20 protein-coding genes are annotated in these 20,878 nt (G+C 30.6%); 5 read left to right on the top strand and 15 right to left on the bottom strand.

All coding sequences use genetic code 11. The features are described 5' to 3' along the window. Positions 1–182 precede the first annotated feature (182 nt). From carB to ACI9TV_RS06340, 5 genes are read left to right on the top strand one after another with little or no spacing between them, the layout of a single operon-like run. Positions 183–3,440 (top strand): carbamoyl-phosphate synthase large subunit, encoded by a 3,258-nt coding sequence (carB, locus tag ACI9TV_RS06360; RefSeq protein WP_415249932.1) that lies wholly within the window; start codon positions 183–185, stop codon positions 3,438–3,440. After that, entirely contained in the window at positions 3,401–3,868 is a 468-nt protein-coding gene (locus tag ACI9TV_RS06355; protein WP_415249931.1) for a hypothetical protein, read from the top strand. The genes carB and ACI9TV_RS06355 overlap by 40 nt, the downstream gene beginning before the upstream one ends. Further along, a complete protein-coding gene (locus tag ACI9TV_RS06350) occupies positions 3,865–4,305 on the top strand; it encodes a hypothetical protein (protein WP_415249930.1) in 441 nt (146 codons plus the stop codon). Before ACI9TV_RS06355 ends, ACI9TV_RS06350 begins: the two co-directional genes overlap by 4 nt. Beyond that, positions 4,305–4,865 (top strand): hypothetical protein, encoded by a 561-nt coding sequence (locus ACI9TV_RS06345; protein ID WP_415249929.1) that lies wholly within the window; start codon positions 4,305–4,307, stop codon positions 4,863–4,865. The genes ACI9TV_RS06350 and ACI9TV_RS06345 overlap by 1 nt, the downstream gene beginning before the upstream one ends. Positions 4,866–4,871: 6 nt before the next feature. Then, complete coding sequence (locus tag ACI9TV_RS06340; protein ID WP_415249928.1) at positions 4,872–6,050, top strand: glutathionylspermidine synthase family protein; 1,179 nt, start codon at positions 4,872–4,874, stop codon at positions 6,048–6,050. Positions 6,051–6,075: 25 nt separating this feature from the next. Here ACI9TV_RS06340 and ACI9TV_RS06335 read toward each other — a convergent pair whose 3' ends face one another. The 15 genes from ACI9TV_RS06335 to wecB form a co-directional block, all read right to left on the bottom strand. Beyond that, entirely contained in the window at positions 6,076–6,327 is a 252-nt protein-coding gene (locus ACI9TV_RS06335; RefSeq protein WP_415249927.1) for a ComEA family DNA-binding protein, read from the bottom strand. Positions 6,328–6,370: 43 nt separating this feature from the next. Continuing rightward, positions 6,371–8,128, bottom strand: a complete 1,758-nt coding sequence (locus tag ACI9TV_RS06330) for a polysaccharide biosynthesis protein (RefSeq protein WP_415249926.1) — start codon at positions 8,126–8,128, stop codon at positions 6,371–6,373. After that, entirely contained in the window at positions 8,128–9,090 is a 963-nt protein-coding gene (locus ACI9TV_RS06325) for an MraY family glycosyltransferase (protein ID WP_415249925.1), read from the bottom strand. The genes ACI9TV_RS06330 and ACI9TV_RS06325 overlap by 1 nt, the downstream gene beginning before the upstream one ends. Beyond that, positions 9,087–9,947, bottom strand: coding sequence for an NAD-dependent epimerase/dehydratase family protein (locus ACI9TV_RS06320; protein ID WP_415249924.1), 861 nt, complete (start codon positions 9,945–9,947; stop codon positions 9,087–9,089). The genes ACI9TV_RS06325 and ACI9TV_RS06320 overlap by 4 nt, the downstream gene beginning before the upstream one ends. Then, positions 9,940–10,764, bottom strand: a complete 825-nt coding sequence (locus tag ACI9TV_RS06315; RefSeq protein WP_415249923.1) for a glycosyltransferase family 2 protein — start codon at positions 10,762–10,764, stop codon at positions 9,940–9,942. The genes ACI9TV_RS06320 and ACI9TV_RS06315 overlap by 8 nt, the downstream gene beginning before the upstream one ends. After that, positions 10,751–11,461: a glycosyltransferase gene (locus ACI9TV_RS06310; protein ID WP_415249922.1), complete on the bottom strand. Its 711-nt coding sequence runs from the start codon at positions 11,459–11,461 to the stop codon at positions 10,751–10,753. The genes ACI9TV_RS06315 and ACI9TV_RS06310 overlap by 14 nt, the downstream gene beginning before the upstream one ends. Further along, complete coding sequence (locus ACI9TV_RS06305; protein ID WP_415249921.1) at positions 11,458–12,315, bottom strand: glycosyltransferase; 858 nt, start codon at positions 12,313–12,315, stop codon at positions 11,458–11,460. Before ACI9TV_RS06305 ends, ACI9TV_RS06310 begins: the two co-directional genes overlap by 4 nt. Beyond that, the gene (locus ACI9TV_RS06300; RefSeq protein ID WP_415249920.1) at positions 12,305–13,570 is read right to left on the bottom strand and encodes a hypothetical protein; all 1,266 of its coding nucleotides are present in this window, start codon (positions 13,568–13,570) and stop codon (positions 12,305–12,307) included. Before ACI9TV_RS06300 ends, ACI9TV_RS06305 begins: the two co-directional genes overlap by 11 nt. 86 nt (positions 13,571–13,656) lie before the next feature. Next, entirely contained in the window at positions 13,657–15,096 is a 1,440-nt protein-coding gene (locus ACI9TV_RS06295) for an MOP flippase family protein (protein WP_415249919.1), read from the bottom strand. 1 nt (position 15,097) lies between these two features. Beyond that, positions 15,098–15,790, bottom strand: a complete 693-nt coding sequence (locus ACI9TV_RS06290; RefSeq protein WP_415249918.1) for a methyltransferase domain-containing protein — start codon at positions 15,788–15,790, stop codon at positions 15,098–15,100. Then, on the bottom strand, positions 15,777–16,916 hold the full coding sequence (gene rffA, locus ACI9TV_RS06285; RefSeq protein ID WP_415249917.1) for a dTDP-4-amino-4,6-dideoxygalactose transaminase: 1,140 nt from the start codon (positions 16,914–16,916) through the stop codon (positions 15,777–15,779). Before rffA ends, ACI9TV_RS06290 begins: the two co-directional genes overlap by 14 nt. Further along, positions 16,903–17,481, bottom strand: coding sequence for an acyltransferase (locus tag ACI9TV_RS06280; protein ID WP_415249916.1), 579 nt, complete (start codon positions 17,479–17,481; stop codon positions 16,903–16,905). Before ACI9TV_RS06280 ends, rffA begins: the two co-directional genes overlap by 14 nt. 1 nt (position 17,482) lies before the next feature. Beyond that, positions 17,483–18,547, bottom strand: a complete 1,065-nt coding sequence (locus tag ACI9TV_RS06275; RefSeq protein WP_415249915.1) for a TDP-N-acetylfucosamine:lipid II N-acetylfucosaminyltransferase — start codon at positions 18,545–18,547, stop codon at positions 17,483–17,485. Between the two features lies 1 nt (position 18,548). Continuing rightward, positions 18,549–19,739 carry a UDP-N-acetyl-D-mannosamine dehydrogenase gene (gene wecC, locus ACI9TV_RS06270; RefSeq protein ID WP_415249914.1) on the bottom strand — a complete coding sequence of 397 codons (1,191 nt, stop codon included), beginning with the start codon at positions 19,737–19,739 and terminating at the stop codon, positions 18,549–18,551. Further along, on the bottom strand, positions 19,740–20,876 hold the full coding sequence (gene wecB, locus ACI9TV_RS06265) for a non-hydrolyzing UDP-N-acetylglucosamine 2-epimerase (RefSeq protein ID WP_415249913.1): 1,137 nt from the start codon (positions 20,874–20,876) through the stop codon (positions 19,740–19,742). Between the last annotated feature and the right edge of the window lie 2 nt (positions 20,877–20,878).

The raw sequence follows: 20,878 nt of genomic DNA, 5'->3' as shown, positions 1-20,878 counted from the left end.
TTACACATTATAATGGACAAAGCCCATTATAATAGCATGGATGAATGTCCCTGCTATCCCCCTAAAGCTATTAAAGATAAATCTTTTAAGAAAACTAACGAGAGTACCTAATCTCATCAGATTTTAAGTGCTTTTTGCCTATAATAAACAAATTTTTTTGTATACACTATTAAAGGTAAAGAATGCCAAAACGCACCGACATTAACACCATCTTACTTATTGGTTCTGGCCCGATTGTTATCGGTCAAGCTTGTGAATTTGACTACTCTGGAACACAAGCTGTTAAAACTCTTAAAGAGCTAGGCTATCGTGTAGTTCTTATCAACTCTAACCCTGCAACTATCATGACTGATCCTGAATTTGCAGACAGAACATACATCGAACCAATCAAAGAAGATGTAATTGCTAAAATTATAAAAGCAGAAAATGTTGATGCTATTCTTCCAACCATGGGTGGACAAACTGCACTTAATGTTGCAACTTCTATGTATGAAAAAGGTATGCTTGAGGGAATAGAGTTTTTAGGTGCAAGTCCAGAAGCTATTCATAAAGGTGAAGACCGTTCAGCTTTTAATGAAGCTATGATAAAAATTGGTATGGATTTACCAAAAAGTGATAATGCATATACTGTCGAAGAGGCAATCGAAGTAGCTAAAAAAATTGGATTTCCAGTAATTAGTAGAGCTTCTTTTACACTTGCAGGTGGTGGTTCAGGCGTAGCGTACAATATGGAAGAGTTTAAAAAATTAGCGGAGGAAGGTATCTCAGCTTCACCAGTAAATGAAATCGAAATTATGGAATCTATGCTTGGTTGGAAAGAGTATGAGATGGAAGTTATTCGTGATAAAGCAGATAATTGTATCATCATTTGTGCTATAGAAAACTTTGATCCTATGGGTGTCCATACTGGCGATTCAATCACTGTGGCACCAGCACTTACACTTACAGATAAAGAATACCAAAGAATGCGAGATGCGAGTTTTGCAATATTAAGAGAAATTGGTGTTGATACTGGTGGAAGTAATGTTCAGTTTTCAATCTGTCCAGATACAGGAAGAATGATTGTTATAGAAATGAACCCTCGTGTTTCACGTTCTTCTGCACTTGCTTCTAAAGCAACTGGTTATCCTATCGCAAAAGTTGCAACACTTCTAGCTGTTGGATTTACTCTTGATGAAATCACAAATGATATCACAGGAACTCCTGCATCATTTGAACCAGTAATTGACTATGTTATTACTAAAATACCTCGTTTTACATTTGAAAAATTCCCTGAAGCTGTGAGTACTTTAAGTACTAGTATGAAATCAGTTGGTGAAGTGATGGCAATTGGTAGAACTTTTAAAGAGTCAATGCAAAAAGCACTTTGCTCACTTGAAACTGGACTTTGTGGATTTGATGAAATAGATGAAGATACAGAATTTGTAAAACATGAAATTCGTCGTCCAAATGCAGATAGAATGCTTTACGTAGCTGAAGGTTTCCGTCGCGGTATGAGTATAGATGAGATGTATGAGACTTGTAAAATTGATCACTGGTTTCTTTACCAAGTTCAAGAACTTGTTGAAACTGAAAATACTATCACAGATAAAGTACTATTTGACGAGGGACTGATGAGAGATTTAAAAGTTGATGGTTTCTCAGATAAAAGAATCTCGCAACTTATTCTTAAAAACTCAAATCATGAAGTAAGTGAAAATGAAGTATATGCAAAAAGAAAATCTTTAGGTGTAGAGTTAGAGTTTAACGAAGTTGATACGTGTTCTGCTGAATTTAAAGCTTTAACACCTTACCTTTACTCCACTACAAATATTACGAAACTACCAAATGTTACCAAACGTGTGAGCGATAAACAAAAAGTTCTTATCTTAGGTGGTGGACCAAACAGAATCGGTCAAGGTATCGAGTTTGATTACTGTTGTGTTCACGCTGCTTTTGCGCTTAAAGAGATGGATATAGAATGTATTATGTATAACTGTAATCCTGAAACAGTTTCAACTGACTATGATACCTCTGATGTTCTTTATTTTGAACCTATTGATTTTGAGCATGTTCGTGAAGTTATAGAGAATGAACAGCCTGATGGCATCATCGTACACTTTGGTGGACAAACTCCACTAAAACTTGCCGATGGACTTACAAAAATAGGTGCAAAAATTGCTGGAACTCCATCAGCAGTCATTGACTTAGCTGAAGATAGAGAATTATTCTCTAATTTTGTAATCAAAAATGGTCTTAAACAGCCGGAGAATGGTCTTGCACGTAAAAAGGAAGAAGCTGGCCCAATTGCGCAGAGACTTGGTTTCCCTGTTCTTGTTCGTCCTTCTTTTGTACTTGGTGGACGTGGAATGAAAATTGTTTACTCTCATGAAGAACTTGATGAGTATATGGCTTTAGCAATTTCCGTTTCAAATGAAGCACCCGTACTCATAGATAAATTCCTTGATCAAGCGATAGAACTTGATGTTGATGCAATCTGTGATGGAACTGATGTTTATATTGGCTCTGTTATGCAACATATTGAAGAAGCTGGGATTCACTCTGGGGATTCTGCTTGTTCATTACCTCCTATGAATCTTAGTGATACTATGATTGAAAAAGTAGAACAGCAAACAAAAACTATCGCTCTTGGTCTTGGTGTTATTGGACTCATGAATGTTCAGTATGCGATATATCAAGATGAAATTTATCTTATCGAGGTAAATCCTAGAGCATCTCGAACAGTTCCATTTGTCTCTAAAGCGACTGGTATGCCTCTTGCAAAAGTTGCTACCCGTGTTATGGTTGGTCACGACTTAAGAAGTGCACTTAAGCACTATGACAATAACAATATTGTTCAAGAAAGTAATGGCCTACTGAAGCCTCGTCTTAAAGGCCATGTTTCTGTTAAAGAAGCAGTATTTCCTTTCCATAAACTTTATGGTGCGGATTTAGTTCTAAGCCCCGAGATGAAATCAACTGGTGAAGTAATGGGAATTTCTTCAAACTTTGGTATTAGTTTTGCAAAATCTCAACTCTCTGCTGGAAATAAGATTCCAACTGAGGGAACATGTTTTCTATCTTTTGTAGATACAGATAAAGAACATGCACACGAAATTGCTAGTGGACTTGTAAAGCATGGTTTTAAACTTGTTGCAACCAGAGGGACTCAAGCTATTTTAGAAGCAGCCTTTATTCCTTGTGAACTTGTACTTAAAATTTCTGAAGGTCGTCCTAACATTGAAGATAGTATGAAAAATGATGAAATTTCAATGGCTATTAATACTTCTGATAACAATACATCTAAAAAAGATGCTGTAGTCATTCGTCAAGAAGTTTTAAAAAGAAGTATCCCTTACTTTACCACTTTAAGTGCAGCAAGAGCTCTAATTTTAGCACTTGATGAGATGAAAGATGATTCATGGTCAAATCCAAAAGCACTTCAAGACTTTCTACTATAGAAAGTATTATTCTCACACAAACCGACACTACTGTCGGTTTTATTTCCCAAAATAGTACAAAACTCTCCCAAATTAAATCTCGTGACGCATCAAAACAATTTATAAAAGTCTATCCAAACCTCAAAATGTTTTCAAAATCAAATAGAGTCCCCACTTCAAAAAAAAGTTTATTCCGCAAATCGAAAAAAACAACATTCATTATTAAAAATAAAGCACTTAGAATTTCGCCTGTAAAGTTACAATCACAAATACTAAGAAATAGCACATGGAATTACTCTACATCAGCCAATGAAAGTGGAAAAGGATTTGTGTATACATTCTGTCAAGATAAAGCTGATATAATCATACAAGATAAATATGGGCTTCAAGAAATGAGCTCCTCAACTCTTTTAAAAATTAGTAATACAAAAATAGTGAGGCTACGATGAGTAAGTTAGTACAAGCATTTTTAAGTGGTGCATTTTTCACTTTCTTTTTAGACTTCTTTCTATTTTTAGGGATGAAATTAAACTATATTGATTACTACAAAATTGATTTATACTATAACCCATTTTTTGCTGATAATCAAAATGTTTTTGTTTATCTTTTTTTTACTATCTTATTTGGTCTACTCATAACCTATATTGAAAACACTAAACTTAGCTTGATTGTTATAGGTGGATTATTATTACTCTCCTTAACAATGCTTATAGAGCCAATTGGTCATAAAGTGGCTTCGATACTTTTCATGCAAAAAAATGTCAGCTTACAAACAAGTAGATTTGTATATAAAGGTGATATATACTACGATGGAAGAACAACTATTACTTTCTATGATAATGAAATAAAAAAAATACTAACTTTAAAAAAAGAGGACTTAATATAATGAGAATAACTTCAATAGCAAAAGGTGTTGCACTCGGCAGTGCTGGAGTAATGATGATGAGCGTACTCAGTGGCTGTGCACAACAACAGCAGCAACAAGAACAACAAAACAGATTTTTAGTAATCGAGCAACAAGTAAATGGCAAGTACATTGTAGTTGAGGAAATGCCAACAGATGGTCCATCTCGCGCAATTATTCGTGAAAAAGATGAAAATGGCAATACTGTTGAGCGTTTTATGAACGAAGAAGAAATGAAAACTTTAGCAAACCAAGAGTATCAAAAAGTTCAAAATGGAACTTCAGAAACAGTACAAGATAATGGTGGAAGTGCTGGTATGGGGCTAGCAGGTACCATTTTAGCTGTAGCCGCAGGTTCGTTACTTGGAAATATGATTGGAAATTCTTTAATGAATAATAAAAACTTTTCTAAAAATGCTTCAAGCTCAAACAAAAGTGCATATAGCCGTTCAGCTGCAGGAAAAGCATCAAAAAGTTCTTCTAAAAAAAGCTTCTTTGGTAAATCATCTAGAAGTTCTTCTAGTAGAAGTTTTGGTAGTTAAATTATAATGGTGAAGTTAAAACAATTAAACCCACTTGATGATGCTACTCTAGAAGAGTTAGGCTTTTCTTGGCATACAGATGAAGATGGTAGTAAGTACGTAAGTGATGCACTTGTAGAGATCTCTAGCGCTGAAGCCCAAGCATACTATATTGCTGCTAATGAAATATATGACATGTATGTTGAAGCAGCAGAGTATGTTATAGAAAATGATTTATTTTTTGACTTGGGAATTCCTTTTAATCTTATTGATACAATTAAAAAATCTTGGGAAAATGATGTCCACTGGCATATATATGGTCGTTTTGACTTAGCTGGTGGTATTGATACTAAACCAATTAAACTTATAGAGTTTAATGCAGATACACCTACCTCACTCTTTGAGACTGCCCTCCTTCAATGGGCTTTACTTAAGCATAACAATATGGATGAAGACAGTCAATTCAATACTGTTTATGAAGCAATTTCTAACAACTTTAAAAGATTAATTACACTTTTTGATGACCTGGATACTTTCGATGAGAAGTACGATAATTGGAAAATACTTTTTTCTTCAATTTCTGGAAATGAAGAAGAAGAAGCTACAACAAAACTCATACAACAAATGGCAACAGATGCTGGATTCAACACACACTTCGAGTATCTAGAAAATACCCACTTTGATGAAAGTGGAATCTATGACGGGGATGAAAATAAATATGAGTACTGGTTTAAACTTTTCCCTTGGGAAGATATAGCTACAGATGAACCAGAACTTGCTACCACATTGACTAATATTATAAACTCGCAAGAAGCTATAATATTAAATCCTGCATACACTTTACTTTTTCAATCCAAAGGTATTATGAAAATACTATGTGATTTATTTCCTGATTCACCATATCTTCTTCAAACATCATATGATTCACTCCAAGGTATCAAGCACGTCGAAAAAACAGTATTTGGGCGTGAAGGTGCAAATACAAAGATTATCAACTCTAGTGGCTCTATAGTAGAAGAAACTGATGGACCATATGATAACTATAAAAAAGTGTATCAGGAATATGTAGATTTTCCTAAAGATTCTCATGGAGCTAAATACCAAGCAGGAGTTTTCTTCGCCTATGAAGCCTGCGGAGTAAGCTTTCGAAAAGGTGGTGAAGTAATGGATAATATGAGTAAATTTGTAGGTCATGTAATAGTTTAGCAAATGCTAAACTATTTAACTTTTACTATTTCTTTTTACATGCACTAGCAGTTAAGTTATCTTTATTTTTCAAAACTGTTTTCTTTCCAATTCCTTTTACATTCGTAAGTTCATCAATATTTTTAAAACATTTTATATCCCGATAGGAAAGAATCATATCAGCTTTTGTAGAACCTATACCATTCAAACCTGTTAATTCTTTCTTTGTAGCTGTGTTAATATCAACAGCACCAAATAACAAACTCATTCCAAGTAACATCATAGTTAAAATTTTCATTTCAACTCCTTATTTAAATTTGAAAGTATTATACAACAAATTTTCATGCTTTTAAATTTAATTGATGATTAAACTCTGGAACTATCTCTTTTAACTTCTCAAGTTTATCATCACAAACTAACAATTCTTGAATATCTTTGTTTAATTTATCAATATTATAAAAGGTTGGAGCAGCGACTGTAATCGATTCATAATCAGTTTGAGCATCACTATCATCAATAAGTAATTCCTCATAAAGTTTTTCACCAGGACGAAGACCAGAAAATTCTATCTTTATATTTTCTTTACCGCTTAATTCAATCATTTTATTTGCTAAATCAACAATTTTAATAGGTTTTCCCATATCAAGAATAAATATTTCACCACCAGATCCTATAGAAGCAGCTTGAAGAACAAGTTCACATGCCTCTTCTACCAGCATAAAATATCTTGTTATATCTGGATGCGTTACGGTAATGTTTTGATCTTTTGCTATTTGAGATTTAAATTTAGGAATTACACTCCCACTAGATCCAAGTACGTTACCAAACCTCACAGTTACAATATCAGTTGCAGCAGTGTTAAAGTTTTCTAAAGAAATTACGTTTTGTGCATATAATTCACAGATTCTTTTTGTTGTGCCCATAATATTTGTTGGACGAACTGCTTTATCCGTCGAAATCATTACAACTTTTTCAACACCATACTTTATTGATGTATCAATTACATTTTTTGTGCCTATAACGTTATTTAAGATAGCTTCCTTTAGATTTAACTCGACTAAAGGAACATGCTTATACGCTGCAGCATGGATTACTATATCAGGCTTATATAATTTAAATGTTTTATCTATATCTGCAATGTTTACAATATTTTGCATAACTGGTACTATTTCAATACTACTTAATTCTTCAATAATAGAGTATAAATTAAACTCGCTATTATCTAGCAAAATTAATTTTTTTGCTTTAAACTGCTCACATTGACGACATATTTCACTACCAATACTTCCACCAGCACCTGTTACTAAAACAACTTTATCTTTAATAAAACTTGATGTTTGTGTTTTATCTAAATCTTTTGGATATCGTGCCAATAGATCTTCTACCGACATATTTTTCAATTGAGATAAAAACACTTCATTATGTAAGACTTCATCAAGAGATGGAAGAACTTTAATCTCTGTAAAGTGTGGACTCAAATTATTATATATATCTTTAATATAATCATTAGAGATTGATGGCATAGCTATAGCCAATAAATCAAACTTTTTTGTACTCATAATATTTTTTATTTTATCTGCAGACACAACATTTATCGAATCTATAGAACGATTTTGTAGAATTGGATCATCATCTATAAAATATTTTACTCTATATTCACTCGAAGAGAATTCAGATTCTAATTTTATTCCTGCTTTTCCTGCCCCATAAATAACAACTAATTTTGTTTTTTCAATTTTACTTTTATTAATAATATAATGATAAAGATACATTATAAAATTAATAGAGAATATATATAAGAAAAGTTCTGATGCTAAAAAATAGATTTCTATATATGTATAAAAAATAAAACTGTATACAAAAAAAGCAGAAATATAGACAATACTCTTCAGTAAAAAAGTTTTAGAAGAAGCTTTAGACCAGGAAAGAGAATAATCACTGTATATTACAATAGAAGCGACCATACGAATCAGTACAATAATACTGACTAAATAAAGGTCAAATGGTTTATGAAAAATAAAAAATGTCCACCAAGTAGTAAGAATTGTTAAGACAATAATTACTAAAAAATTCAATATTCGCTTATCAAAAAGATACATTATTTAAAAGCCCTTATTTTATCTATCCACATGAGTAGACTATACAATAAAATAATAGATAAAATCAATGCAACATAAATGTTCGCTATAAAATATACTATAAAAAATAAACAAATATTTACTAACATTGATAATAAAACAACCTTATCATGACTTAGTCCATCTTGAGTAAGTCTTTGATAAGCATGTTTATTATGTGCCTGCATTATTTTCTCACCATTTCTATACCTTCTATATAAAGTTACACTTGCATCAAACCAGAATACTCCAAAAAGAATTATCCAGACCCAAAAGTTTAACACTTCTTGATTCGCGTAGTAAATTGTAAAAATTGCGATGTTATACCCAAGAAGTGTACTACCAACATCACCCATAAATATCTTAGCTTTGTGCCAGTTCCAAGCTAAAAATCCAAGAACGGATACAACCAAAATTAAAAAATGACTCCCACCAAATAATATAAAACCTGTCATTCCTAAAAAAACTGCTTCACTACCAGCATAACCATCAATCCCATCTAAAAAATTATAAAGATTAATAAACCAAATAATCATAAAAAATGCAAATATATTTGTAAAAATATGATTCTCAATAGAGAAGAAGTAAAAAGAAAAACTCTCAAAGCCGCCTAAAAAATACAAACCTAACAATGCTACTAAGGATTGAGATATAAGTCTTATCCTTGCGCTGAGTTCAAGTAAATCATCAAAATATGAAACTACTGAAATAATTACTCCTACCATCAATGCAAAATATAAAGAGCTACTAATATCATTTACATAATATAAATAGCTAATTCCGCTAAACCAGGTTAAAGCGATAGCAATACCTCCACCATGAGGAGTTGGAGCTGTATGTGAACTTCTATCATTTGGTATATCTACTAATGATTTTTTTGTTGCATAGTTTTTTATGAAATAAGTTAAGATTAGAGAGAACAAGAATAGAAAAAAATATATCATTTATTTTTACCATGTATCATATAATGAATACCTTCTTCTATTGTGTATAAATTTCTAAATTCTAAATCTTTTTTTGTATAACTGTTGTCTACTTCTAAACTTCCATAAAGTCTTTTCACTAAAGATGGCTTTATTAATTTCAATAAATTCTCGAAAAATGGCACTTTTAAAAGATACACTTTTTTATTTAGCTCTTTGCTGATTAATTGAATCAGACTAGTAGTACTTAAAGGTATATCCTCAGATGCTAAATATACTCCACTTTTCTTTTTTTCTATCAGTACATCAACGAGATGACAAAGATTTCCTATGTTAACCATACTTCTTTTATTATTTATTTTTGCAAAAGGTAAAATAGGAACTTTTTTGATTAAATTTATAAGATTTCCCATATTTCCCTTTACTCCATATCCATATACAATAGGTGTTCTTATAATTGAAATTTTAAAATTCTCATCTTCAAGTTTTTGAAGTTTTAGTTCTGATTTTAATTTACTTTTTCCATAATCATCTACTGGGGTGCATATACTTTTTTCATTATATATTATCTCCGTCTCTTCACCATACACTTTAACCGTACTCATGAAAATAAAGTGTTTTACTCCATTCTCTTTAGCTTTTTCAACTAACTGTAATGTTTGAGTTACATTTACTTTTTCATATTCTTCTTTGCTTCCTCCAAACATTTGATGAACTAATGCTGAAAGGTGGATAATAGTATTAATCTTATTGAACTCAATACTACAAAAGTCATCATTTACAAATGAAAAAGTTTTTATATTATACTTTTCATCATATTTATCTATAAAGTAGCTTCCAATAAATCCTGTAGCACCAGTTACTAGTATATTAGTCATAATAATTAGTTTCTTTGAGCAGCTGATTATTCATATTCTTTCTCTCTTTATCAAAAAACCATCCCCACTTGTTAAAGTACTTTATAGAACTTTCAATGGATATACGAAGTAATTTAAAATTTTTATGAGAACCTCTTTCATATTCGTGATAAATACTTACATCTGGATAATATAGTGTTTTATATTTTACATGTATTCTTCTGTTTAGATCTACATCTTCCATATACATAAAAATATTCTCATCAAATAAACCAATATCTTTCAATACTTCAATTCTTAAGAACATAAAACATCCAGAGAGAAAAGGTACATTCATTTTATCTGTGTAGTTAGTGTATCGTAGTTCAAACATATCCGTAATACCTCGAGTAAACTTTGCAGGTAAAAGTCTTCTCAAAAGCCAGTCAAGTGGTGTTGGCAATAATTTTGCTAAATATTGATTATCTCCGTTTGGATAAAGAATCTTAGGCATAAGGTTACCAACCTTACCATGCTGATTCATATAATCATAAATATTGTCTATCACTTTACCTTTAAAATCTAAGTCTGGGTTTAAAACAATATGATACTTTACATCTAACTCTATTGATTTTCTAATGGCTATATTATGCCCTGCTCCATAGCCTATATTTTTATTATTAAAAGTGTACATAATCCTACTATCCGATTCAGCCATGTCTTTTAGCTCATCACTTAAAGAGTTATCAATAAGGTAGAGGAGTACATTTAAATTTGTAGATAAAAAGCTATCGATTACTTTTTTTAGCTGTTTTCTTTTGTTATGATAGAGGACTATAGAAGCACTAAGTGAATGCAATCTTAATCCTTCTAATAAGTAAATTTTTAATCAGCTGATATCTCCATATCAACTTTTGCAAAATTCCAACTTTTCGATTTGTAAAATTTTTGTCATGTAATCTGTAACTAAAAATATGTTTATCTAAAAACTTTACTTCACCAAACATATATGCACAACACCCAAGCCACATATCATGCATTGGGATGTCGTTTGGAAAAGGTATTACATATTTTAAAAGTTCTTTACTAAAAGCTATATTACATCCTATAAAGCTATTTTTTTTAATATTTGACGAAAGGCCTTCTCTCACGTCTAAATATTTAAACAAGTCATTTTTAATAATTTTACCATCACTGTCTATACAGTTTCCATTATACATATCAAGCCATACAACATTTTCATGTATATTTTTCTTTATATACTCTATCTTATCTAAGCCCCAAATATCATCTTGATCAGATAAAACAATAATATCTCCACAACTCTGTTTTATCGCATTCTCAAAATTGAAAATTGGAGATTTCAATGTTTTATTTTTAAATATTTGAACTCTTTTATCTGCAATAGTTTCTATAATTTTCAAAGTATTATCCGTTGATCCATCGTCTGATATTATGCATTCATCATCAGTATCTAACTGCGATAGGATAGACTCTAATTGCTTTTTAATATATAGATCACCATTATATGTAGCCATACAGACAGATATTTTCAAAGCTGATTGTCCTTCATATAATATAAGAAAAAAATGGTTATTGGTTTAATATGTCTATATTTTATTATCAACCTAATCATTCGTCTCACTACTGCAAAATGTGTAGAAACGTTCAATGATTTACTCAACTCTTTTGCTCCAATACAATAATATATATATCTATGCATCTCTTTTGAAAAATATTTTTGTTCATCTCCAGACAAACTATGCGAAATTTTTTCATTTATAAGAATTATATTACTATTAAAATGTTTATATTTCTCTACAAAATAATAATCACTAAAATCTAATTGAATATTTTCATTAAAAACACCTACAGTATCAACAATTTTAATTGGAATCATCATACCACTATTTATCAATGATTTATTTTTAATATCATATATTTCACTATAAATGAAATTTTCAATTTTTTGTACTTTACCTATAAATCTATTTATTATTGAAGGTGAATAGATTTTAGTACATAGTTGGTTACATATTATTGGTGCGTAAATATATCCATCTCCATATTTTTCATATAAAGAAGTATACTCTTCCAATAAGGACAAATTAAATTCAGTATCCTGATCAAGTAAAAGAACACATTTTTTATTTAATTCTTTTGCTTTTTGAATTCCTGCATTATATGCTTTACTAACACCAGGGTTTTCACTGTTATGTACATAAAATAAATTCATTTGATCAATATCTGTTATACTTTGAGGATCTTTTGAGTTGTCATAGATAAAAATATCAATACTTTTATCTTTCACAAAGTTATTCTGATTGATAATATTCAAGTCAGATATCTTAATATTGTACACAACAACAATTAGCAATAGTTGTTGTTCTTTAACTACCCTATGATTCATGATTAAGTATCCCTTGATAGTAATGCAAATATTGCTTCGAAACTTCCTTAAAAGTAAATTCTTTTGAGACTTTAAATGCATTTATTGTCATTTTAAACCAAAAATCTCTACTATTTAAATCATCGATCGTAGAATATGGAAATATAATTTTATCGTCTACAATTTTAAAAACAATTCCACATTTATTTTTCATTACAAAATCTGTTAACTCCCCTAATTCTTCATTCACGATTAAAGGAACACCCATACTTATTGCCTCTGATGCCTTAGTAGAAAAAAGGTTACTTCCAATTAAAGAATCAAAATAATTTTCATTTGTTTTACCAGGAACCACAAGTCCAAGTATTTCAGAATAATACTTTTCTATATCGTGATGAGATATTCCTCTTATGGATATATTATCACTGTACTGACTCTGATTGTAAGTTATAATTTCTACACGAGAGTTTTTTATACTTTTTTTTAAGCTCACAAGAACTTTTTCAATCATTACCTTTGGATGCCAAGGACTAATGGAACCAATGTAGGGAAGAATTTTATTCTGCCATCTTGCATTAAAAGATTCAAGTAAAGAATCCTCTAAAATACCATTTAATCCCATGATTGGAATATAATGTAGATTTACATTTGGATTTGGATTTTCAGATATAAGAATATTTATCCATCTTTGTGTTGTCATTAATGAAACATCACTATTTTGCAGTAGATAGCTTTCCCATTCCTTTGCATATCCGTATAACATTTTTCCTTTTTTTCCCATCATAAATGGAAACTCCGGAGGAAACAAACTTCTCATATCAAATACTATTTTAATTGAATCATGTTTACATATTTTTTTGGTCTCAATAGCTAAATAAGTGGCATAATAACTTCGACAATGTATTATAATATTTTTAGATTCAATATTTTCTAATATTTTTGAAAGCTTTTGAGAGTCATATTTAACAATAAAACCTTTTAATAAAAATTCAAAAAAACCTCCCAATATAAAATTGGTTCTAAAGAGTTTAAAATTAAACGTATACTTATCTATGAATGAAAAATTGACAAACCTTCTTTTTAGTAAAGATACAAAAAGATACCTCAAGGGAATAAATCCATAATATCTTACATCATCAAAAATATCATTTTTTTGAAAAGATTCTGCTAGTTTAAAGACTTGCGATGAAATTAAATTATTGCTAGCTGGCACTTCACCTGCAGTAAGAAAAATCATACTTGTATTTTTAAAATTTTTTGAATTTAAATTATTCACACTATTATTCCTTATTTATTTTCAATATATTAATACTCTTTAAACTAATATAATTCTATATTCCAATCCTACCTCAAAAAAATATTCTATATTTTTTTTCTTAAGTCTTTTATCTCATTAATCAATTTTCTATTGAGTAAATAATTCAATACAATAAGTGTCATACTTCCAGTAATGGTAGCTATAACAAACTTAAAGCTTATAGACTCTACGTAATAAGTAGCTAGAAAAACTACCAATCCGGATATTACTGCTATAATCATTGGTATAAATATTTCTTTATGATATTCTACAAATCTAGCACCACAAAGTGCTCTAACCATAAAATACCAACTAGCTATCATGCCTAAAGGAAATGATAAAAATACCAATGCCCAGCTGATACCTTCTAAGCCCCAATGACTTCCAATATATATTCCAGTTGGTATATAAAAAAATAATCCTAAATTCCAAAAAAATCCCCAGTTAGCTTTTCCTTTTGCTAAAAGTAGTGACCCTAGGGGATTACCTGTACTTTTCAATGCTCCCCATATCGACAATATTTGCATTATATATACGGCTTCTAGCCATTTTTCTCCAAACATTACTAATACAATCTCATGTGCAAAAACAAATATAAAAACATATATTGGGAAATTTATTGAAGATAGATAATTTATCATTTTCAAATATATATCTTTAAGTTTTTCCGTATTATTTTGTATTTTAGCCATTACTGGAAAAGTTACTTTTGATATTATAGGATTAATTACTTGTATAGGTCGCATTATGATTTGTTTAGCAATAGTATAAATTCCTAAAGCTTCAGTTCCGAGTAATTTACCTATTAAAATAGTATCAATTTGATAATTAAAATAATTTATAGTTTTCTCTCCCATCTGGTAAAGCCCAAAATTCAAAAATTCTTTTATATCACCTAACTTAAATACAAAAGATGGTTTATGTTCTTGTAATCCTAAATACATGAACTGTATAGTTTGACTTACAACTCCGGCTAATGTTCCATATGCTAAAGCATAAACCCCATATCCTTTATATGCGAGATATATAGACACAATCAATGAAACCGATTTATTAACTATATCTATCTTCGCAATCTCACTAAATCGCATCTCTTTTTGCCAAAGAACCATAAACTGCTGCCCAAAAGGCTGTATAATGAAAGTAAGTCCAACAATCACAATAAGTTTTGTTAACTCAGGTTCTTTATAAAATTCTGACACTAATGGAGCTATCAAAAGCACTATAAAAAAAATTGTTAATCCAGCCAATATATTTACCCAATAGAGTGTGCTTAATTGAGTATGCGTTATCTCTTGTTTATGGATAATAGCATTGCTTATACCCATATCTAAGAATACCTGAGAAAAACCAATTACCACCATAACTAAAGCCATAAGACCAAAAGCAGATGCATCTAAAAATCTTGCTAAAATAGCTAATTGTAGTAGCTGTAAAATTGTAACAATTATACTAGAAAATGTCGTCCACTTTAGACCAGTTATCGCTTTTGCTTTTAGGCTCAAATTATTTTTTCCTAGCTAGTATAAAATAACCTTGTGTTTCTGCATCCCAGTTTCTATCAAGTTTATCAAGATATGGAGCTAATATCTGTCCAAGTGTCCAAAAAGGAATAAGTATCGCTTTTATTAACCATTGCAATAATCTAGGTCCTCTTATAAGCCTAGCACTAAAATAATTCATCTTCACTATCAAGGTAGTAAAAAAACCATTTTGTGCTTCTACCTCAACATCTAAAAATCCAGCTTTTTCAAACATGTATTTTAGCCCATATGGTGTATATCTAAAATAATCATGAGGAGCTTCATGTATCCACCATTGCCAAGGTACTTGAAGGACAATATAACCTCCCTTTTTTAATATTCTATATGATTCGTTTAAAAAAACTTGTGGTTCACAAAGATGTTCCATAACAGATAAAGAGATAATTGTATCTGCTGTTTCATTATTTAACTCTATTTGCTTATTTAAGTCTGAAACTATATCCGCCTTGGAATTATGCTGTGTTTTAGTCCAGTCTACACCAATATAGCTATCACAATATTTTAAAAAATATTTTTTATACGGTGCTGTTCCGCACCCTAAGTCAACAAAAACACCGGAGTAATATTGTGAATATTTATCTAAAAATTGATCTCCTATATCATATAAAAGCCAATTATGCCATCCTCTATTATTATGATATTTACTTGGTTTCATTAAAAAATTCTCTTATTACATTAGTAACTATTTTTATAGTTTCTCCATCCAAACCATAGTACATAGGCAACCTCAGTAATCTCTCACTCTCAACAGTAGTAAATTCATCACTGCCGTCAAACCTACCAAACTTTAATCCTGCAAGAGCAGAATGAAGTGGTACATAGTGGAATACTGCCAAAATATTATTTTGTTTCAAGTGTTCTATTAATGCAGTTCTTTCATCCAAATCTTTTACTTTGATATAAAACATATGAGCATTTTGAACAGAAGCATCTGGAATAGTTGGAAGACTAACCAAACCTTTATCTTCTAAAATTTTAAGTTCATCATAATATTTATTCCAACTATTTAATCTATCTTGATTTATTTCATCAGCTTTTTCAATATTACCAAATAGATATGCTGCACTTACATCATTCATAAGATAGCTACTTCCAATATCTACCCAAGAGTATTTATCTACCATACCTCTAAAAAATAAACTTCTATTTGTCCCTTTTTCTCTTATGATTTCGGCTCTTTGAATAAACTTTTCATTATTAATTATTAGGAGTCCACCTTCTCCTGCACTTGTATAGTTTTTAGTTTCATGGAAACTAAATGTTCCAAGATGACCAATAGTTCCAAGTGCTTTACCCTTGTAACGACTCATCATACCCTGTGCAGCATCTTCTACTACAAAGATTCCATGACGACTTGCAATATCCATAATAGTATCCATTTCACATCCGACACCTGCATAATGAACAGGTACTATAACTTTTGTTTTATCTGTAATAGCTTGTTCAATCTTTGTCTCATCTATATTCAAAGTATCTGGTCGTATATCTACAAACACGATTTTTGCACCACGAAGTACAAATGCATTTGCAGTTGATACAAAAGTATAAGAAGGCATGATTACTTCATCCTCCTCCTTTATATCTAAAAGTATTGCTGCCATTTCAAGAGCATGTGTACATGATGTTGTAAGAAGTGCTTTTTTACATCCTAACTTCTCTTCAAACCATTGATGGCACTTGTTTGCAAAGTATCCATCTCCTGATATTTTAGTACTATGTATTGATTCTAATATATATTTTTCTTCATTACCCGTTAATGGTGGTTTATTAAATGGTATCATCAAATTTTTCTTCATTGTTTAAATATTGTTTTTCCAGGTCTAATAAATCTTTTTTTCTATCTTTTAATCTTTTTGCAGGGTTACCGACATATATCCCCCATGGTTCAGTTGACTTAAGCACTAATGTCATTGAACCCACTGAAGTTCCTTCTTCTAGGATCACACCTGGCATTACAATTGATCCAGCACCAACAATAGTAAATTTTTTCAATATAACTTCTTTCATATATTCATTTTTATATTTTTTTGGAATTGTTGAATTTGTCATTGTTGCACCACTATAATCATCTGATTTAGTAAAAATTTGTACTCCATATGCAACTGTTGTAAAGTCTTCAAAAACAATACCCATTTCTCCACCGGCAACTAAACAAGTAGGAGTTATATGAACATTCCTACCAATTTTTATTTTTCCTGAAATAACACAAAAATCATCTATTCTTGAGTTATCATTAACTTCTATTTCATTATGATTGTAAATACTAGCTTTATCACTAATTTTTACATTTTTCCCAATATATTTAAAACCTAATTCTGCCAGTTGTTTTTGTGTGTAATATGCCATTTTAACCCTCAAATAAATTATTTAGTTGTTGAAGATAATTTTTTTCTGAAAAATATTCTTGAATTTTATTTTTATTATCTGCTTTGATAGTTTCATTTATCAAATCTAATTCAATGTTTTCTACATCAAAAATCTTTACATCTATATCTTTAAAAAGTTCCCAAGGTGTAATATCATTTCTTATGTAAACTTTCTTTCCAAGTCCTAAAAGTGTGATAATATTCCCCATCCCTTGCTGTCTTTTGTGTGCAAATATCGCTATGTCTATATCGCTTAGAAATTTTAAATACTTTTCAAAAGACATAAAATCTGTAAGAGCTATAAACTTATCTCCAAATATCTTTTTACCTTTTAAAATGACACTTTTCGCATATTTTTGATTTCCATAAGATAAGGGGGTAAATATTCTAATATTTTCATCTTTATAGGTTTTAAGTTTTTCAAGAGCTTGTATATGATTATTTGTTGGGTCTGCAGAGTTTCCTAATTGAATATTTACAGTATCATGTTCTTTTTCTTGAATATCATATTCTTTGTAAAGATTACTAGGATACATAAAACACTCATGATGTTCACCTTTGGCTCCATACCATTTTTGAGCTAGTTCGTAATCATCTTTTATATAGGTTATGAAATGCCCCATTTTAGAATATACCTTCTTTCTAATATAGTGTCTCATTTGTTCTATTTTTTTTGTTCTAGATTTATTATACACATAAAGATCCCCACCCCACATTACCCAATAGCATTTAGAAAGTAATATTTGATTAAAAAATAAAAATAAACTTTTATTATCACCAAAAAGCCCATGGAGTATGATTTTATCTGCATTTTGAGTATATTGCTTTAGTAACTTACTATATTTTAAATAATTTAATTTACTATTATAACTATCATCAAAATATAATACATTTAGTTTTTGTGGTATTTTTGCAATATTTTCTGAAACTCCACCTATAATTATAAATACATGCTCCTCAAAATCAAAATGCTCTTTTATAAACGTAATAAAAGGTCCTATGAACTTTTCATTGTGCATTAAATGAACATATTTATATAAACTCATATTAATTTAAAACTCCACAAAAATCTAGTTCACTCTTAATATCAAGTTTTTTAAACTCTTTATGCGCAACTAAAAAAGTAACAATATCAGCAGTTTTTATCATTTCTTTGTACTCAACTATAACAAACTCTTTATGACTCTTTATATTTGGTTCAACGACTACTATATCTAATCCATCTGCTTTCAATCTTCTAACTATATATAAGGCTGGAGATTCTCTTAGGTCATCTATATCTGGTTTAAATGCTAGACCCATACAAGCAATTTTTGCTTTTCGTCCATTTTTATTCTCATAAACTAGTGCCGCATTTTTTATTTTTTCTATTACCCACTCTGCTTTATAGTTGTTTACTTCTCTCGCTGTTCGTATCATCTTAGCAGTCTCTCCACCAGCATGCACTATAAACCATGGATCAACTGCTATACAGTGTCCACCAACTCCAGCACCTGGTTTAAGTATGTTCACTCTTGGATGTCTATTTGCTAGTTTTATAAGTTCCCATACATTTATGCCAAACTTATCACAAAGCATACTAAGCTCATTTGCAAATGCTATGTTAGTATCACGAAAACTATTTTCTGTAAGCTTTGCCATCTCCGCTGTTTTAGCATCGGTTTCAAATACTTCACCGTTTACAAATTCTCTATAGAACTCTGCCGTTTGCTTAGTTGCTTCTGGTGTAATTCCACCAACTATACGATCGTTTTCTACTAATTCTCTCATAATCTGACCAGGGAGCACTCTCTCAGGGCAATGAGCGATAAATATAGTAGAAGTATCGATGCCATTTTCTCTTAACACTTCTTCTACTCTATCTGTTGTACCTACTGGAGACGTAGATTCTAGTATAACTATATTTCCTTCTTTCACATATGGAGCAATGGATTTTGTAGCAGATAGTACATAATCTATATTTGGTATAAACCCTTCATGAAATGGAGTAGGAACTGCTAGAACAAATATATCTGCTTCCGTTGGTTTTATATCAGCCTTTAGTTTACTGCTATTTACAGCAGCATACACAAAAGCATGTAAGTCAGGTTCTACTATATGAATTTTTCCTTGATTTATAATATCTACCGTACTTTGAAGCACATCTACACCGTGTACATCATATCCTCTGCTTGCGAGTAAAGCAGATGTAGGAAGTCCTATATAGCCTAAACCTATGACACATACTTTTTTCTTCATTTAAACTTTTTCCTTAATAAAATTCACAATTCTTGAACAGGCTTTGCCATCTCCGTAAGGATTATATGCCCTACTCATCTTTGAGTACTCTTCATCTGAATCTAGTAAAAGCTGAGATTCTTTGATGATTTTTTCTTTATCTGTCCCTACAAGTTTTACTGTTCTTGCAACAAGAGCTTCTGGTCGTTCGGTAGTATCTCTCATAACAAGTACAGGTTTACCTAAAGATGGAGCTTCTTCTTGCACTCCACCGCTATCTGTGATGATAAAATATGATTTGTTCATCAAGTATAAAAATGTTTCATATTGAAGTGCTTCTATTAGATAAATATTTTCAACATCTGAGAGTAACTCTTTTACTGGTTTTTGTACATTTGGGTTTAAATGCACGGGATACACTATCTCTACATCAGGATTATTTATTGCTATATCTTTTAAAGCTTCACAAATATTAATAAAACCTTGGCCAAAGTTTTCTCTTCTATGTCCGGTCACAAGTATTAATTTTGAATTATCAATGTTTAATTTTAGATTATTAAAATACGATTCTATTTTTGTTTTTAGTTCTTGATTTTGTTCTATCTTTTCCAATGTCAAAAAAAGTGAATCAATAACTGTATTTCCAGTTACTAAGATATTTGCTTCACTTTTATTTTCTCTGAGTAAATTATCTCTGCTTGTAGTTGTTGGGGCAAAATGATAGCTTGCCAATACTCCAGTGATTTGTCTGTTTGCCTCTTCTGGCCAAGGACTATAAATGTCATGAGTACGCAGACCCGCTTCCACATGTCCAATTTTTATTTTTTGGTAAAATGCAGCCAAAGATGTTACACTCGAAGTTGTAGTGTCACCATGAACAAGGACAATATCAGGATTAAATTCAGAGAACACGTCTTTGATTCCAAGCAGTACATTTGAAGTTACATCATATAAATCTTGACCTGGCTTCATAATATCTAAATCATAATCAGGTTTTATTTCAAACATATCCAGCACTTGATCAAGCATTTCTCGATGCTGTGCAGTGACACAAACTTTTGTTTCAAAATCATTTGTATATTTCAAAAATTCTTTTACAAGAGGAGCCATTTTTATTGCTTCTGGGCGAGTGCCAAATACTATTAATACTTTTTTCATTC

It is taken from the genome of Sulfurimonas sp., from assembly GCF_047622445.1.
Lineage (GTDB): Bacteria > Campylobacterota > Campylobacteria > Campylobacterales > Sulfurimonadaceae > Sulfurimonas.
Note: the sequence above shows the minus strand (reverse complement) of the source record. Positions and strands in the feature narration are given on the sequence as shown.

Excerpts from the sequence above, each read along its gene's own strand:
- ACI9TV_RS06355 (WP_415249931.1), top strand. The coding sequence starts at position 3,401 with ATGGTCAAATCCAAAAGCACTTCAAGACTTTCTACTATAGAAAGTATT.
- ACI9TV_RS06280 (WP_415249916.1), bottom strand. The coding sequence starts at position 17,481 with ATGGCATATTACACACAAAAACAACTGGCAGAATTAGGTTTTAAATAT.
- wecB (WP_415249913.1), bottom strand. The coding sequence starts at position 20,876 with ATGAAAAAAGTATTAATAGTATTTGGCACTCGCCCAGAAGCAATAAAA.
- ACI9TV_RS06325 (WP_415249925.1), bottom strand. The coding sequence starts at position 9,090 with ATGATATATTTTTTTCTATTCTTGTTCTCTCTAATCTTAACTTATTTC.
- carB (WP_415249932.1), top strand. The coding sequence starts at position 183 with ATGCCAAAACGCACCGACATTAACACCATCTTACTTATTGGTTCTGGC.
- ACI9TV_RS06340 (WP_415249928.1), top strand. The coding sequence starts at position 4,872 with ATGGTGAAGTTAAAACAATTAAACCCACTTGATGATGCTACTCTAGAA.
- ACI9TV_RS06305 (WP_415249921.1), bottom strand. The coding sequence starts at position 12,315 with ATGAATCATAGGGTAGTTAAAGAACAACAACTATTGCTAATTGTTGTT.
- rffA (WP_415249917.1), bottom strand. The coding sequence starts at position 16,916 with ATGATACCATTTAATAAACCACCATTAACGGGTAATGAAGAAAAATAT.
- ACI9TV_RS06290 (WP_415249918.1), bottom strand. The coding sequence starts at position 15,790 with ATGAAACCAAGTAAATATCATAATAATAGAGGATGGCATAATTGGCTT.
- ACI9TV_RS06275 (WP_415249915.1), bottom strand. The coding sequence starts at position 18,547 with ATGAGTTTATATAAATATGTTCATTTAATGCACAATGAAAAGTTCATA.
- ACI9TV_RS06350 (WP_415249930.1), top strand. The coding sequence starts at position 3,865 with ATGAGTAAGTTAGTACAAGCATTTTTAAGTGGTGCATTTTTCACTTTC.
- wecC (WP_415249914.1), bottom strand. The coding sequence starts at position 19,739 with ATGAAGAAAAAAGTATGTGTCATAGGTTTAGGCTATATAGGACTTCCT.
- ACI9TV_RS06330 (WP_415249926.1), bottom strand. The coding sequence starts at position 8,128 with ATGTATCTTTTTGATAAGCGAATATTGAATTTTTTAGTAATTATTGTC.
- ACI9TV_RS06335 (WP_415249927.1), bottom strand. The coding sequence starts at position 6,327 with ATGAAAATTTTAACTATGATGTTACTTGGAATGAGTTTGTTATTTGGT.
- ACI9TV_RS06345 (WP_415249929.1), top strand. The coding sequence starts at position 4,305 with ATGAGAATAACTTCAATAGCAAAAGGTGTTGCACTCGGCAGTGCTGGA.
- ACI9TV_RS06320 (WP_415249924.1), bottom strand. The coding sequence starts at position 9,947 with ATGACTAATATACTAGTAACTGGTGCTACAGGATTTATTGGAAGCTAC.